The 16125-nt window shown below is 70.2% G+C and carries 9 protein-coding genes; 4 read left to right on the plus strand and 5 right to left on the minus strand.

What is annotated here, in order from left to right:
* Positions 1 to 26 precede the first annotated feature (26 nt).
* From CU254_RS29660 to CU254_RS29670, 3 genes are read left to right on the plus strand one after another with little or no spacing between them, the layout of a single operon-like run.
* Positions 27 to 1898 carry a primary-amine oxidase gene (locus tag CU254_RS29660; RefSeq protein WP_037715216.1) on the plus strand — a complete coding sequence of 624 codons (1872 nt, stop codon included), beginning with the start codon at positions 27 to 29 and terminating at the stop codon, positions 1896 to 1898.
* 10 nt (positions 1899 to 1908) lie between these two features.
* Positions 1909 to 2697 carry a MoaF C-terminal domain-containing protein gene (locus CU254_RS29665; RefSeq protein WP_009082026.1) on the plus strand — a complete coding sequence of 263 codons (789 nt, stop codon included), beginning with the start codon at positions 1909 to 1911 and terminating at the stop codon, positions 2695 to 2697.
* A 3-nt stretch (positions 2698 to 2700) separates the two neighbouring features.
* A complete protein-coding gene (locus CU254_RS29670) occupies positions 2701 to 4311 on the plus strand; it encodes an amidohydrolase (RefSeq protein WP_009082028.1) in 1611 nt (536 codons plus the stop codon).
* 1258 nt (positions 4312 to 5569) lie between these two features.
* Here the strand turns inward: CU254_RS29670 and CU254_RS29675 are convergent.
* Positions 5570 to 7009 (minus strand): GMC family oxidoreductase, encoded by a 1440-nt coding sequence (locus CU254_RS29675; protein WP_009082029.1) that lies wholly within the window; start codon positions 7007 to 7009, stop codon positions 5570 to 5572.
* Between the two features lie 142 nt (positions 7010 to 7151).
* Between CU254_RS29675 and CU254_RS29680 the strand changes: the two genes are divergently transcribed.
* A complete protein-coding gene (locus tag CU254_RS29680; RefSeq protein ID WP_009082030.1) occupies positions 7152 to 8588 on the plus strand; it encodes an aldehyde dehydrogenase in 1437 nt (478 codons plus the stop codon).
* 39 nt (positions 8589 to 8627) lie between these two features.
* Here CU254_RS29680 and CU254_RS43320 read toward each other — a convergent pair whose 3' ends face one another.
* Genes CU254_RS43320 through CU254_RS29695 form a run of 4 tightly spaced genes read right to left on the minus strand, consistent with a single transcriptional unit; the run spans position 8628 to position 16077 of the window.
* A complete protein-coding gene (locus tag CU254_RS43320) occupies positions 8628 to 9602 on the minus strand; it encodes an alpha/beta hydrolase (RefSeq protein WP_009082032.1) in 975 nt (324 codons plus the stop codon).
* Positions 9599 to 10879 carry a hypothetical protein gene (locus CU254_RS43325; protein WP_009082035.1) on the minus strand — a complete coding sequence of 427 codons (1281 nt, stop codon included), beginning with the start codon at positions 10877 to 10879 and terminating at the stop codon, positions 9599 to 9601. The genes CU254_RS43320 and CU254_RS43325 overlap by 4 nt, the downstream gene beginning before the upstream one ends.
* Complete coding sequence (locus CU254_RS29690; protein WP_009082037.1) at positions 10876 to 14661, minus strand: serine/threonine-protein kinase; 3786 nt, start codon at positions 14659 to 14661, stop codon at positions 10876 to 10878. The genes CU254_RS43325 and CU254_RS29690 overlap by 4 nt, the downstream gene beginning before the upstream one ends.
* 60 nt (positions 14662 to 14721) lie before the next feature.
* Positions 14722 to 16077, minus strand: a complete 1356-nt coding sequence (locus tag CU254_RS29695) for a serine hydrolase (RefSeq protein ID WP_037715219.1) — start codon at positions 16075 to 16077, stop codon at positions 14722 to 14724.
* Positions 16078 to 16125 lie beyond the last annotated feature (48 nt).

The following is a 16125-nucleotide window of genomic DNA, read 5'->3' on the forward strand; positions in this document are numbered from 1 at the left end:
TGCGGCGAGGAGCGCGAAGGGACACCATGAGCAACGCACACGCCCACCCCCTTGACCCGCTGACCGCCGAGGAGCTGGCCGCCGGCCGGGCCGTGCTGGAGGCACAGGGGCTGATCACCGAGACGACCCGGTTTCCGCAGGTCCTCCCGGTGGAGCCGGACAAGGCCGCCGTGCTGGCCGGCGCCGCGACCGACCGCCGGATCCAGTTCACCCTGCTCGACACCGCGACCGGCGAATCGGCCGACGCGGTCGTCTCGGTGACCGCCGGGGAACTGGTCAGCCACGAGAAGTGCGGCGAGGGGCAGCCCCCGTATCTCTTCGAGGAGTACGACCTGGCCGAGGCCATCACGAAGGCCTCCCCGGAATGGCAGGCGGCCATGCGGCGCCGCGGTCTCGGCGACCGCATCGAGCACGCGTTCTGCGCCCCGCTCGCCCCCGGCTACTTCGGCCGCGAGGACGAGACCGGCCGGGTGATCCGTTCGCTCACCTTCCTGCGCGAGGACAGCACCGACAGCCCGTGGGCGCATCCGGTCGAAGGCCTGGTCGCGCACCTCAACCTCACCGAACAGCGCGTGCTCCGGGTCGAGGACGAGGGCGACATCCCGGTCCCGGAGGACTCCGGCCGCTACGGCCACCACCCCGCGCGCACGACGCTCAAGCCCATCGAGATCACCCAGCCGGAAGGCCCGAGCTTCCAGGTCGACGGTGCGCTGGTGACCTGGGAGGGCTGGCAGCTGCGCGTCGGGTTCAACGCGCGCGAGGGCCTGACCCTGCACCAGCTGACCTTCCAGGACCGCTCGGTGCTGTATCGCGCGTCGGTGCCTGAGATGGTCGTTCCCTACGGTGACACGTCAATCGGCCGGTTCTGGATCAGCTACTTCGACGCCGGGGAATACCTGCTCGGCAAGAACGGGAACAGCCTGCGTCTCGGCTGCGACTGCCTGGGCGTGATCCACTACTTCGACGCCTTCCTCGCCGACGACCACGGCCAGCCGGTGCGCGTGCCGAACGCGATCTGCATGCACGAGGAGGACTACGGGATCCTGTGGAAGCACACGGATCTCGAGGGCAAGGCCGAGGTCCGCCGTTCCCGCCGGCTGGTGCTCTCGTCGATCTCCACCATCGGCAACTACGACTACGGGTTCTTCTGGTATCTCTACCTCGACGGCACCATCGAATGCGAAGCCAAGGCGACCGGCATCGTCTTCTCCGGCGCGGGCGAACCCGGGTCCGCCCATCCGCACGCGTCCGAGATCGCGCCCGGCCTGTTCGCGCCGGTGCACCAGCACCTGTTCTGCGCCCGGCTCGACTTCGCCGTCGACGGCCAGCGCAACTCGGTATACGAGGTGGATGCTGTTGGCATCCCAGTCGGCGACGAGAACCCGTATGGCAACGCCTTCACCTGGAAGGCCACGGAACTGCGCACCGAACAGGAAGCGAAACGGCACGCGAACCCGGCGACCGCGCGGGTGTGGGAGGTCCGCAGCACCGAGCACACCAACCGGCTCGGCGCGCCGACCGCGTACCAGCTGGTGCCGCGGCCGTCGGCAACCCTGATGGCGCAACCGGAATCGACGGTGTACCAGCGCGCGACCTTCGCCACGAACCACCTGTGGGTCACGCCGTACGCACCCGACGAACGCTTCCCGGCCGGCGACCGTCCCAACGCGCATCCGGGCGGGGCCGGCCTGCCCGCGTGGACGGCGGCCGACCGCTCCGTCAGCGACACCGACGTCGTGCTGTGGCACGTCTTCGGCCCGACGCACATCCCGCGTCCGGAGGACTGGCCGGTCATGCCGGTCGACTATTCCGGATTCATGGTGCGCCCCTACGGGTTCTGCGACCGGAACCCGGCTCTCGACCTGCCCTCGGCCGCCCACGGTCACTGCGAACACTGAGGAAGGCTTCATGCCCGCGACCAATCTGTCCGACACCTCGACCTGGCTCCCGCTCGACGGTCTCGCCCCCGGTTTCGACGCCAACAAAGCGGCCACTGTGGACGATCTCGACAACCAGTCGTTCAATTTGGACTGTGCCGACGGCGGCACGTTCTCGATCAGCTTCACCAGCGGGCGCGCGTCGTGGAACGAGGACGGCGCCACCGGCGAGACCGCTTCCGAGACGTTTCTGGTGGACGCCGGACTGTTCTACGTGCAGTTCCACCCCGGTGCGGAAACCGCGTACAGCCTGCTGCTGGACGTGCGCCAGGGCCGCGCGCTGATCGTCACGAGCACGATCGGCGACGGACTTCCCCGCGTGACGCAACACTTCCGTCCCGCGACCATCCAGGGCCGCGAGGCGCACGGCGAGGAAATCGCGCCCAGCACGGCGTTGATCGGCCGTCACGTGCAATGGGTTTACAGCGAAGAGCACGCGTACGAGCACGTTTACCTCACCCCGCACTGGTACACCTGGCAGTGCCTTTCCGGCCCGGAGCGGGGCCTCGCCGACACCGACGAGAACTCCGTCTACCAGATCCGACCCGGGGTCTACGTGTTCTCCTGGCGCGAGAAGGTCATCCCGTGCGCGTCGGTGACCGTGGCCGACCACCGGAACGTGCGGGAGCTGCGTTCGCACGGTTCGCTGTTCGGGCTCGCTGAGGACGGCAAGACGCCGACGCACTTCACCTTCGGCGCGTACGGCCGTTTGCTCAGCAACACCGTTTATTCGCCGGACTACGACCCCGCTGGACAGTGACCCGTGGCGCCTGAACTGCTCCTCACCAACGCCACTGTGTACACAGTGGACGAAGACCGGCCGTGGGCGACCTCGCTCGCGGTGGAGAACGGCCAGATCACCACCGCCGAGGCGGGCCCGGACACCGAGGTCGTCGATCTCGGCGGCGCGTTCGTGCTGCCGGGTTTCGTGGACGTGCACAGCCACCACGCTCTCGCCGGGCGGGAATTGTTCGAACTGCGCCTGGAAAGCGGCGCGAGTCTCGACGAAATCCTCGCCGCGGTAAGGGAATGGTCGGCCGGGCTCGGTCCGGACGAATGGGTCGTCGGCGGCGCGTGGCCGTCCACTTTGGGCCCCGAACTCGGCCACGAATCCGCGCGACGAGCGCTGGACGAGGCGGCGGGCGGGCGTCCGGTGGTGCTGATCGAGGACAGCAGGCACAACCGGTGGGCGAGCAGCCGGGCGCTGAAACTGGCCGGAATCGACGCGTCCACCCCGGACCCGGCGGGCGGAACGATCCACCGCGACCTCGACACCGGCGCGCCGACCGGTCTGCTCATCGAGACCGCGGGTTTGGCGGTGGAGCGGGCGATGCGGGACACGCGCACGCTCACCGCCGAGCAGCACGCCGAAGCGTCGCGGCGGGCGATCGCGATCCTGCACTCGTACGGGGTCACGGCGTTCCAGGACGCCGCGGCCTCGCTGGACATCCTCGCCGCGCTGAAGACACTGGACGACGCGGGCGAACTGGCCGCGTGGGTAGTGTCGTCGATGCTGGTCAACGACCCGATCTTCGGCGCGGACCCGATCGGCAGACCGCTGCTCGACCGTGCCGCGGCGTACCGCAGCGAGCACCACCGACCGGACTTCGTGAAAATCTTCCTCGACGGCACCCCGCCCGCGCACACCGCGGCGTTCCTGGAGCCGTACCTGAACCACGAATGCTTCTGCGGCGACACCACGATGCCGCCGGAGGAACTCGCGGAGTGGCTGGACGTCGCGGTCGCGGCCGGCTTGTCCGCGAAAATCCACTGCGCGGGCGACGCGGCCGTCCGGGCCACTTTGGACGCTGCCGGTGCGTTGCGCGCCCACGGCGACTACACGACGAAAATCCAAGTGGCACACGGCCAGTTCATCCACCCGGACGACCTGGAACGCTTCGCGACGCTCAACGTGTCGGCTGATATCTCACCGTTCCTGTGGGTGCCCGGCGTGATCCCGGACGCCATCGCGCAGGTGATCCCGCCCGAACGCGCCGCGCGCATGCAGCCGAACCGCGCCCTGCTGGACACCGGCGCACTGGTCGCCGGAGGTTCGGACTGGCCGGTGAGCGAGTCCCCGAACGCCTGGGAGGGCATCGAGGGCCTGATCACCCGGCAGGACCCGTACGGCAAGCATCCGGGGAGCCTGTGGCCGGAACAAGCGATCACGCTGGCGGAGGCGATCCAGGTATTCACGCTGAACTCGGCGCGGGCTTGCGGGCTGGATGACGTTACTGGGTCTTTGACGCCGGGGAAGTCGGCGGATTTCGTGGTGTTGGATCGGGATCCGTTCCAGACTCCGGCTCATGAGCTGGCTGGGATTACGGTGCGGGAGACGTGGTTTGGGGGGAAGCGGGTTTACGCGCGGGATTGAGGGCGTGGGTGATTGGGTTCGGCGGGATAGCCACGCCCGATCTCGGCGGCGGGGCCCTGTTGACGCGGGCCGCGGGTGCCGAATCGAGACCAGGACCCATCCGCTGCCGCGGCGGACGAACTAGCCGCGACCAGGGCGCGGGAGACATGGTTGGCCGGGAACCGACTTTCCGCGCGGGGTGCGGTGGCGGTTCTCCGCGGGACAACCACGCACGTCCGCCGCAGCGCGCTCGCGACTTTCCCCAAGTCGCGCGTGCTGTGGACAACCCGTCCGAAGAGGCCTGGGTTGTCGGTGGGGGCGGATAGAGCGGAGCTTTGCCCACCCTGTTGACGCGGGCCGCGGGTGCCGAATCGGGACCAGGACCCCTCCGCTGCTGCGGCGGACGAACTAGCCGCGACTAGGGCGCGGGAGACATCGTTGGCCGGGAACCGACTTTCCGCGCGGGGCGGGGTGGCGGTTCTCAGCGGGACAACCACGCACGTCCGCCGCAACGCGCTGGACTTTCCCCAAGTCGCGCTGGCTGTGGACAACCCGGTTAGAGGGACCGGGGTTGTCGGTGGGGGCGGATAGAGCGGAGCTTTGCCCACCCTGTTGACGCGGGCCGCGGGTGTCGAATCGAGACCAGGACCCATCCGCAGCCGCGGCAGACGAACTAGCCGCGACCAGGGCGCGGGAGACACCGTTGGCCGGGAACCGACTTTCCGCGCGGGGCGGGGTGGCGGTTCTCAGCGGGACAACTATGCACGTCCGCCGCAGCGCGCGCAGGACTTTCCCCAAGTCGCGCGTGCTGTGGACAATCCGTCCGAAGAGGCCTGGGTTGTCGGTGGGGGCGGATAGACTGGACAAGGGCCGTCCCCCAGAGGAGGGCGGGGGTTTGCGTCGCCGGGGCTGTGGCCAGGACCAGGTGGCGGCAAGGGCCACGGATTCGCGATCGACGCCCCGGTCAAGCGCGTTACCGGCTATGTGACGCTGGCTGGCGTCCGGCGATTGCTCCGGCGGCTTGGTCCGCGATGTCACGTCGGCGATGAGGTCTCGAACGATCGGGCTTTCTCGATGGCGATCGGCTTCCGCTCCCTCGGCGGCCATGGGCAACACGGGCCGAACGAGAGCACACCGGTTCAACAGCGCCGCCATGACAGCACAACGGCCAAAGCGGCCCAGGGATGACGACCGCTCAGAACCGCGCCCGGCAACAGCCCCAGCCGCGACCTCGCGCGTGGCAACCGCAGCAACCGCGGGGCCACCGCGCGCGACGCCGTCAAGCCAGCAAAAACTCCGCCACCCGCTCCCCCATCAGCACCGCAGGCGCGTTCGTGTTCCCGCTGATCACCCGCGGCAGCACCGACGCATCCGCGACCCGCAGGCCGGACACTCCGCGCACCGCCAGCGTCGGGTCGGTCACCGCTCGTTCGTCCGTTCCCATCCGGCACGTGCCGACCTGGTGGTGGTACGTGATCGCGGTGCGCCGCACATACTCCCGGACCGACGCCGGTCCTGGGTACAACTCCCGCGCGCCCCATTCCTCCGCCAGCGCCGAGGCGCGGCCGATCAACCGGCACTGCTCCACCGAAGCCACCAGGCTCTCGAAGTCCGCCGGGTGGGCGAGTGCGGCCAGGTCGATCAGCGGCATCTCCGTCGGATCCGTGCTGCGCAACCGCAGCGTGCCCCGGCTCTGCGGGTTGATCATGCCCGCCATCAACGAAAACCCGGTCGCCGGGCCGGTCATCCACGGTTCGTACATCGGCACGCTGAAGTGGATCGGCTGGGTGTCCGGCACCGCCAGGCCAGGGCGGCTGCGCCAGAACAGGTGTGTCTGCGTCACCGAACGTCCGGTCTGCGGGGGCGCGACCGCGCGCCGGTCGGTGGCGAAGATGACCGGCGACAACAGGTGGTCGTGCAGGTTTTCGCCGACGCCCGGCAGGTCCGCGACGACGTCCAGGCCCAACGCCGCAACATCGTCGGCCGGGCCGATTCCGCTGCGCAGCAGGATCGCGGGGGACGCGAGGGCGCCGGCGGCGAGCACGACTTGGTCGGCGAACAGCGGTTGCAGGTCGCCGTCGATCTCGGCCAGGACGCCGATACAGCGGTCGCCCTCGAAAAGCACGCGGTGCACCAGCGCGCCGGTGTGTACGGTCATCTGGTCGGCGACCGGTTGGGCGTAGCAGAGCCAGGTGTTGCGCCGCCGTCCGCCGGTCATCGTTACCTGCTGCACGGAGATGCCGTCCAGGGTGCCGCTGTTGTAATTGTCGTTGAACGGCAGGCCGATCTCCTGCGCGGCATCCACAATGGACTGCTGGATCGGCTGCAGCGGATCGTGCTTTTCCAGGTCGAGCAGGTCGCGTTCGATCCGCTCGTACACCGGGCGCACGTCGTCCCACGTCCAGCCGGGCAGGTTCCAGCCGTCGTAGTCCGCCGCGGCGCCGCGGACCCAGATCATCGCGTTCAGCGAATGCGAGCCGCCGAGGACCTTGCCGCGCGGCAGGTGCAGCCTCCGGTTCCCGGCGTGCGGCTGCGGCACCGTGTAGTAGTCCCAGTCCTCGGCGGCGTGCCACAGCTCCGCCGCGCGCGACGGGTCGTGGATCGCCGCGTTCGTGTCCGGTCCGCCCGCTTCCAGCAGCGTCACCTTCGCGCCCGCGTCGACCAGCCGCCGGCACACCACCGAACCCGCCGAACCCGCGCCTACCACGATCACGTCCATGTGCCGATCCTGACCGGTCCCCCGGCCGCGCCCGGAATTGTCTTCACTCGCCGACAACGGGCGTGCCCTCGCGGACAAGACCGCCCGCCCGCCGCGCGCCGATACTCGAAAGCGACCAGAAGTTTGGGACTAGGGAGCACCGATGCCGACACGCCTGTTCATCGACGGTCAGTGGACCGAGGCCGGCGGGGAGCCCATCCCGACCCGCGATCCGGCCACCGGCACGGTTCTCGAAGACGTCGGGACGGCGACCCAGGCTGACGTCGACGCCGCGGTCGCCGCCGCGCGCCGCGCGCTGAACTCGCCGGAGTGGGCCGGGCTCGCGCCGGTGCAGCGCGCGAAGCTGCTGTTCCGCCTCGCCGACCTCGTCGACGAGCACCACGAGGAACTCGCCGCGCTGGAGACCCGCGACCAGGGCCAGCCGATCGGCGTCTCCCGGCAGGTGAGCGTCACCGGCGCGGCCGAGCACCTGCGGTATTTCGCCGGCTGGGTCACGAAAATCCAGGGCACCACGAACCCGGTTTCGTTCCCGGACACGCTGCACTACACGCGCCGCGAACCGGTCGGCGTGAACGCGCTGATCACGCCGTGGAACTTCCCGCTGATGATCCTCGTGTGGAAACTCGCGCCGGCGCTCGCCACCGGGAACACCGTGGTGATCAAGCCGAGCGAGGTCACGCCGCTGACCAGCATCCGGCTGGTACAGCTGACCGAGCAGGCTGGTATCCCAGCGGGCGTGGTCAACCTGGTCACCGGCGACGGACCGGTGGGTGCGATGCTGAGCGCGCACCACGACGTCGACCACGTCTCGTACACCGGTTCCACCGCGGTCGGGAAGCTGATCACCGCGGCGAGCGCGGAGTCGAACCTCAAGCGGCTGACGCTGGAACTCGGCGGCAAGGCCCCGAGCATCATCGCCGCCGACGCCGACCTGGACGCCGCCGTCGCGGGCAACCTTGCCGGCGCGACGCTGAACACCGGGCAGGTCTGCGCGGCGTACACGCGGTTCTACGTCGACCGCAAACGCGAGCAGGAGTTCGTCGAGAAGATGGCCGCCGGACTCAAGGGACTCCAGGTCGGCCCTGGTCTGGACGAGACGACGCAGGTCGGCCCGCTCGTGTCGGACAAGCACCGCAAGCACGTGGCGAACCTTGTCGCCGCCGGCCGCTCCGAAGGCGCGGACCTGATCACCGGCGGCTCGGAAGTCGACCGCGACGGCTATTTCTACCAGCCGACCCTCTTCGCGGGCGTCACCGACAACATGACGATCATGCGTGAGGAGATCTTCGGCCCGGTGCTGGCGGTGACGCCGTACGACGACCCGGACGAGTTGGTCGCGCGCGCGAACGACACGCAGTATGGCCTCGCCGCGACCGTGTGGACCCGCGACATCCGTACGGCGCAACGCTATGCGGACGGGATCCGCGCGGGTGCGGTGTTCGTGAACATGCCGCCGATCCCGGACATGGCCGCTCCGTGGGGCGGGTACAAGGCGTCGGGCTGGGGCCGTGAAATGGGCCCGTGGGCGCTGGACGCGTACACCGAGACGAAGGCGGTTTGGCTGCACTACGGTTACTGAACGCTTTCGGGGCTCGGCGGCCGGACTGCCGAGCCCCGTTCAGCGGGCCAGTTCGGCCAGCGACAGCAGCAGATGCGCCGACTCCGGGTACCAGATGTCCGAATGCGCCCCGGCTGGATTCCACCACCGCCCGCGCCGGAACCGCCAGCGCGACTCGACATTGACGATCCTCCGGTCCACTTCGGACCGTGAATACTCCGCGTCCACCTTGTGCAGCACGGTGTTCGCCACGTCCTCGGGAGGGACTTTCACACCGACGTTCCCGATTCCCGGCACGCCTTCCGCCAACCGGTGCCACAACCCGGTGGCTCGGTCGAAACGGGACCGGGTCAGCACGATCGGCCCGTTGATCGGAGCGTCGCGCAGCACGGGAGCGAACCGGTCGGTGAAGATATCCGGCCGCGCGGCCATCTGAAACACCAGCAGAGTGTCCACAGTGTACGGATAACGCGGATCCGCCCGATCCCACCCGAGAACGGGCGGACCGTCCCCGGCCGCGGCCTGCACCGCTTCCACCACGAATCGGCCGCCGAAGGAATGGCCGACACAATGCAGGTACTGACCCGTGACGGTCCGCAAACTCGGCGCACTGCCCGGCAATTGGCGTTCCGCGTTCAGATACCCGAGCAACTGGCCGAGCGCCTCCGCGGCCCGTCCGTCGGTGGTCATCTTGTGCGCCCGATCGCGGATCCGCCGGTACCCGGTCAGGAACGGATTGCTCATGGACGGCCACCGCACCATGACGTAAAACCCTTGCCACGCCCCGAGTCCTTCGTACGACCCGGCCGCGTAACGCTCTTCCAGCAGCCCGAAGAACTGGCGCGCCCGCCGGTCCGCGGTTTCCCGGTTGTTCTGCCACCCGTGCACGAACACGACGATGTCGGTCGCCGTCGCCGGAACTTCCAGCCACCGGGACAGAAATCGCGGCGTCGCCTCGGCGGGCACCGGCTTGCCGGTTTCCGGGTCCACGAAATCGCCGTGCTCGTCGAGGTCCAGGATCACCGGTTCGATCACGGTCGCCCTTCCTGCCACAGATGCACGTCGATCCCGCGGTACAGCGAAAACATCAGCCCGAGCGGATTGTGGTGGTCGTCGGCGAACGAACGGGCCAGCGAGCGCACGATGTCGCCCAGTTTCGCGCCCGAATCGATGAATTCGGTGAACAGCCGCCGCGAATACTCGCACGCGAACGCGGGCGGCAGGTCGATCTGCGGGCCGATCAGGCAGCGTCCGCCGTTGCCCAGCAACGCTTTGCCGAAAGCCGAGTAGAACGCCGACGTCACCTGGCCGCCCTGGCAAGCGCCGACATAGACAAACGGCCGGGTCGGCAACGGCGCTTCCGCCAGCCACGCGGTCAGGTCGGTGCCGTAAATCCGTTCGCCGTCGCCGAGTTTCAGATACGGCTGCTCGACCAGGCCGCCCGATCCGCTCACCTTGCCGTGACAGCCGAAATACGTGACGTGGTCGGCGAAATCGCGGCTGCGGAAGTGCGCGGCGAGCGTTTTCTTGTCCGGCCGCAACACGACTTCCGCCCGGCCGTGGAAGAAATCGACCACCGGCGCGATGTAGGGCGTGTCCGGGAATTGCCGGTCCACGCCGTGGTCGACGTTGAGCCCGACCACCGGTTTGCCGCCGTCCACGGTGATCCGCGCGTCGAAATCGTCGACCCGGGAGAAGGTGTGCTCCACGACGTGCCGGTAGCCCCAGAACCCGGCGAGCGACCAGTTCTCGTCGTCCGGGTACTCGTCCGGCCGCCGCGGCGAGGTGTACAGCATGCCCCACGGCACGATCAGGCTGTCCGATTCGATGCTGATCACGTTCTCGCCCTCGGCGAGCGCCAGTTCGAGCAGCGACCGGATCCGCTGCAGCCCGCGATCCGGACCGGCGAACAGCAGCCGGTACATCAGGTAGCCCGCGTCGGCGAGCGCGGAACCCGCGCGCCCCAACAGTTCCGGCCGCTCCGCGAGGTCCCAGCCGTCGGCGAACGGATGGCGGCGCGGCCCGCGTTCGGTCCGCTCGGCGAGGTCCACGACGTGCCGCTGCCACGTTTCGCGGAGGATGTCGATCCGCGAGTTCAGCTCGCCGAGGCTGTGCGCGATCCGGCCCTGGTACCCGCCGCCGCCGTCCTCCGGGAACGCGCTGCCCCACGCCTGCACGAGAAGCCCTGGCGCACCGGGGAATTCGAGGAACCGCAGGTTGACCGTCCGCGCCCGGTTGTACGGCGGCACCGCGACGCGGCTCAGCCCGGCGGTGTTGTCGACGGTCACCTCGGCACTCAGCTGACGGGTCATGACGGCGCCTCCACCGGCAGCGCGGCCGCGATTTCCAGGAGCAGCTGGGCGTCGTGCTCGCGGTAGATCCGGAAGACCAGCCGCAGCGGACCCGGTTCCGCCGGGACGACCCCGAAAGCCGCCGGTTCGCGGAGCCGGTCGCCGGTGATCCAGCCGACCCGCGACACCGGCACGGCCGTCCCCGGCCCGGCGTCGAGCAACACCCGGACGCGCACCACGTCCGACTGGGCGGGCGCGGGTTCCTTGCGCCGCACCGAAACCGCGACCCCCACCAGCTGCCCGACGACGACCGGACCGTCGGACTGGCATTCGACGGTCGCCTCCAGCAAGCCCGGTCCCGGCGGCGGGGCGTCGTCCGGCGGGCTCGCACCGGAGCCGCGCAGGCCCGCCCAGATCACGCGCTGGAGGTCGAACGGATCCGGCCCCGGATCCAGCTGATCGCGCCGCACCGGAGAGCCGGCCCGGCCGGCGCGCCACGCAACGGGCCGCGAATCCGTCCGCCGGGAATCCACGCGCCGCGAGTCGACCCGCCGCGAATCCGCCCGGCGGGAGTCGACGCGCCGGGAATCGACCCGGCGCGAATCGACCCGAACGCTCAGCACCGCACTGGAATACGCCACATCAGGCTCGGCCAGGTCGTAGTCCAGCTCGTAATCCTCCTCGGCAGGCGTCGCGACATCGGCGACCGGCCCGGGCGGCCGCACCGGTGCCGGTTTCCGCAACGGCACCGAAATCCGCTCCGAAAGAAACTCTTCCCCGTCCAGCGGTCCGCGAAGACTGACCAGCCCGCTTTCCGCGTCGACGATGTCCACCAGCAACCGCAACCGGCCGAGCACCGCCTCGTTCCCCTGTGCGGTCGCCAGGGCCACCGCCGAGCCGAGCGCGTCCAGCGTGGCACTCAGGTTTCCGTTGCGGTACGCGGAATCCGCGGCGTCCACGGCGGCCGCGAGACCCAGGTGCGGCCCGACCGGAGCCAGGGCCAGCTTGGCCGGATCGTCGGTCAGCGCCGCGAACACGGTCTCCGCCTCCGACCGCGCCGAGCCCTGCTGCGCCCACATCGCGATCAGCTGGTGCTCTCGCTCGATCTCCAGCTTCGACGGCACGAGCAAGCTCACCGCGTACTCCCGGGTTTCCCCGGCCGCCCAGCGCCCGAGATCGAGCACCAGGTCGTCGATGCGCTGCCGCGGCAACGGCAGCAGCCGTTCCACCGGAGCCAGCTGGCTGACCCGGTACACCACGCAACCCGGCGAATCCCGCAGGACCAGCCGCATCGCTCCGCCGCCGGAGCCCGCCGTGACCCTGACCTTCACGGTCGTCTCGGACGTCCGCGACGGCAGGTACCGGGGATGGTGCACCACGGCTGCCGGCCGCTCGGCCGACACCGGTCGCGGCGCCTCGATGCCGCGCACCCGAGCCGCGTGCTCCCGCAGGCTCGGCCACGCCCGGTTCGCGTGCTCCCAGTAGATCTGCGCGAGGTCGTGTTTCACCTGGTTCAGGTCAGGCAACCGGCTCGCGGCCGCCGGATGTCCGGCCGCCAGCCGAAGCAGCGTTTCCGCGACCAGGGCGGTGAGCCGGTCCTGTTCGTCCTCGTCCAGGTCCAGTCCTCCCAGCCGGGACCAGGCGGCGGCGGCTTCGTCCAGGCTCGGCAGCTCCGCGTCGCCCGGCACACTCGCGGCGAGCGCCCGCACCGCACCGGCCCGCGCGGCGGTCTTGGCCTGCCGGTCCGCCGCGGGCACCTCGTCCAGAATCGCGGCCGCGCCGACCCGATCGCCTTGGCCGAGCCGGATCCGGGCAAGCCCGAACGCCGCCGTGACCATGGTCCGGTCGCACCGCCACACCGTTTCGTAGTAGCGCGCCGCGGCCGCGCGCAGTCCTCGCAGTTCGGCGCAGAAACCCAACGCCAGCAACGGTGCGAGCTCGCCTGGCACCAGCCGCGCGCACTCCCGGTACTGCTCCTCGGCGTCGTCGGGCAATCCTGCGTCCAGCAACGCCGCAGCGCTGCGCCAGGCCGTGGCGACCTCGTCCGGAGCGGCGGCAACGGCGAGGGGCAAGACCGGCCGCACGTCGTCGTCCCGCAGGGAATCGTCCGCGCGCAACGGCGGTTCCGCTCCCCAAGCCTCCCACCCGGGCACCCCGAGCCCCGTCGCGGCGAGTCCGCGCGGTTCGCCGAACACCTGGGACACGACCGGACGCGGCACGCGCGTGCGCTGGCTGAGCAGCAACCGCACAACCCCGCGCAGTTGTTCGGCCATCTCCTCGGCAGTGCCGAACCGGTCGGAGTACCCAGCGGTCGCCCGGTCGATCAGCAACTGCAGCATTTCCCGGCCGAGACCGCCGTCCGGTCCGGAACACGCGCGCAGCAATTCGTCCAGGGTGGCGCCGATCGAATAGAGATCCGAGCGGACGCTGACGCCCTCCCGGTCCAGCTCGGACCGCGGCGGCTGATAGCCCGGCGTGCCGACGATCGCGCTGTCCCGGTCGTCCTTCCGCCGCACCGAGCCGAGGTCGACGAGCGTGATCCGATCGCCGTCCTGCAGCACGTTGTCCGGTTTCACATCGACGTACAGCAGCCCCCGTTCGTGCAGGTAGCCCACGGCTTCGAGCAACTGCAGCCCGTACGCGGCGACGTGCTCCGGACGCAGCCGCTTGGCGCGCTGGAACACCGTCCGCAGCGAAATCCCGCGCACGTACTCCATCACCAGATACCCGGTGGACTGGCCGGTTTCCGGGTCCGGGTGCTCGAACTGCGCGAGGATGCGGACGACGTTCGGATGGTCCAGTTCCAGCAAGTGCGGGACGACGGCGGCTTGCGCGGCCGCCAGCGCGCCGCCGCGGTCGCGTTCGCCGATCAAGCCTTTCAGCACCACGAACCGGCCGCCCTCGGCCTCGTCCCGGGCGAGGTAGATCCAGCTGAACCCGCCGTGCGCGAGGCAGCCGAGCACCGCGTACCGGCCGGCGACGAGCGCGCCCGGTTCCAGCGTCGGCAGGAAGCTGAACGGCGTGCCGCAGTGGACGCAGTAGCCGCGCACCCGGCCGGGCCGCCCGCCCTCGCCGCGGCCCACCGGATTGCCGCATCCCACGCAAAACCGGTGCCGCTCCGGCAGCGCCGCGTCGGGCAGCACGGCGTCGAACGGGTCCGGCACCAGCGCTTTCGGGAGCGCGACCCGCAGGTCCTCGGCGCCGTTCGGCGGCTGGCTGCCGGTGCGGACAAGGAGTTCGTCGAGCCGGTCCTCGACCGCCGAATCGTCGGTCACCCATTCGCGCAGCTGCGGGAAGTACGCCAGCACGGTGTCCGCCGGAACCAGCCGCACCGCGTAGTCGACCACCACGACGCCGAGCAGCCGCCCGGTGGCGCGGTCGAACGCCGGGCACCCGGACAGATCCGGGTCGACGCGGCCCTCCAGCAGTGTGAGCGGCACCCGTTCGCCGTCCGCCGCCTCGGTGGTGGCGCGCACCCAGATGCCGTAGCCGAGCCGGAGCGGAAGGCTGTGGATCCGGACTTCCCGCCCGGATCCGACCTTCCGCCGGAGCGTGGCGCCGTGCCGCACCGGGGTTTCCAGTTCGAGCAGCGCCAGGTCGCCGCGCGAGCCCGCGAGCGGCGGGACCAGTCCGGCCAGCGCCGCGGAACCCGCCGCTTCGACCCGGAAAGCGGTTTCGTCGCGGGCCGCGCGGGAGCAAGTCAGGACGTACCGGCCGCCGATCAGCACGCCGGCGCCGAGGAGGCGGCCGTCGGCAGCGTAAATGCGCGTCTGCCCCGTATTCCACCCCAGATCAGCGGCCACGAGGTAAAACCTTACCCGGGAACGGCTGCCGGATCGCGGGGTTCGGGCAAAGCCGTCCGGTCACCCGGCGCGCCGGGTCGCCCTCCCCGAATGGACGTATCGCGCGCGGCCGGAGCCGTCGTCGCCGAGGAAGACCAGGGGCAGGTGGAGGCCGCCCTGCGCCTCGCGAAGGATCAGCGTGTCGCCTTCGAGCCGGACCAGTTCGGATTTGCTGGCGGCGCTCAATTCCGCGGCTGTCCCTTTAGGACGTTGCTCCAGCCAGACGCGGCCGTCGTCGTCCTGGGAGACCACGAGATCGGCGACCGTGCTGGCGTAAGTGCCGAGGTACCGGTCGGCGGCGAACGGCTCCGGCTCGGCGGGCGGACGCGGCGGCAGCGACACCTCGACGCCGCCGAATTCCTTGAGCAGTGCGGGAACGAGGTCCGCGTACAGGCTCATCGCGTCGCCGCCGTTGGTCAGCAACGCCACCGCGAGGCCGCTTTCGGGCACCAGCCGCAGGAACGCCGCCTGCCCGATGGTGTTGCCGTCGTGGCCGTAGACCTGGCCGGTCGGGGTGTCGAACAGCTCCCAGCCGAGCCCCCAGGCGTCGCCCATGATGCCGAGCGGAGGAAGGCTCACCTGCCGTTCCACCATCGCGGCGGCGCTCTCCGGACTCAGCACTCCGGCGCCGCCCGCGAGGTGCATGCGGGCGAAGGCGAGCAAATCCGCCGCGGACATCGCGAGCGACGACCCGGCCGGGCCGTTGGACCGCAGCATCGACCAGAACGGCGCGGGCACGAGATCGGCGCCGGGCTCGGGTTCGAGGTGGCCGATCGCCGCGCGGAAGCGGATCGCGTCGAGAGCGTTCGGGGAGAACTGCTGGAGCTTGAGCGGTTCCGCGAGGTGTTCGCGCAGACAGGCCTCGTAATGCTTGCCGCGCAACACTTCTGCCAACCGCCCGAGGACGACGTATCCGGCGTTGTTGTAGGAGAACAGCTCTCCGGGCGGGAAGAGCTGGGCGACGCCGTCGAGGGTCGCGACGAACTTCTCCACCGCGTCGTCGCCGGGACCGGTGTCGGTGAAGAGGTCGCCCTCGAACCCGGCGGTGTGGCTGAGCAGCTGGCGCACGGTGATCGCCGCCTCGCCGAGGTTGAGTTCGGGGAGGTACTGCCGGATCGGGGCGTCGAGATCGACCAGGCCCTCGTCCACGAGCTGCAGGACGAGAGTGGCCGTCCACACCTTGGTGATCGAGCCGATTTGGAATACCGAATCGGTCGTGGCGGTCACCCCGGTGCCCAGATTGAGCACCCCGGCGGCCGCCGCGGCCGTCTCGTCGCCGAGCGCCACCGCGACCACCGCGGCGGGGACGTGATGCTGGTGCAGCAGCGCGGGAAGGTCCTGCTCCAGCCGCCTGCGGAGAGCGTCGAGCTTGTCCATCCCGGGACGGTATCGCCGCCCCGGGACCGAAAGTTCGTCTCCGCGGAC

It is taken from the genome of Amycolatopsis sp. AA4, from assembly GCF_002796545.1.
Lineage (GTDB): Bacteria > Actinomycetota > Actinomycetes > Mycobacteriales > Pseudonocardiaceae > Amycolatopsis.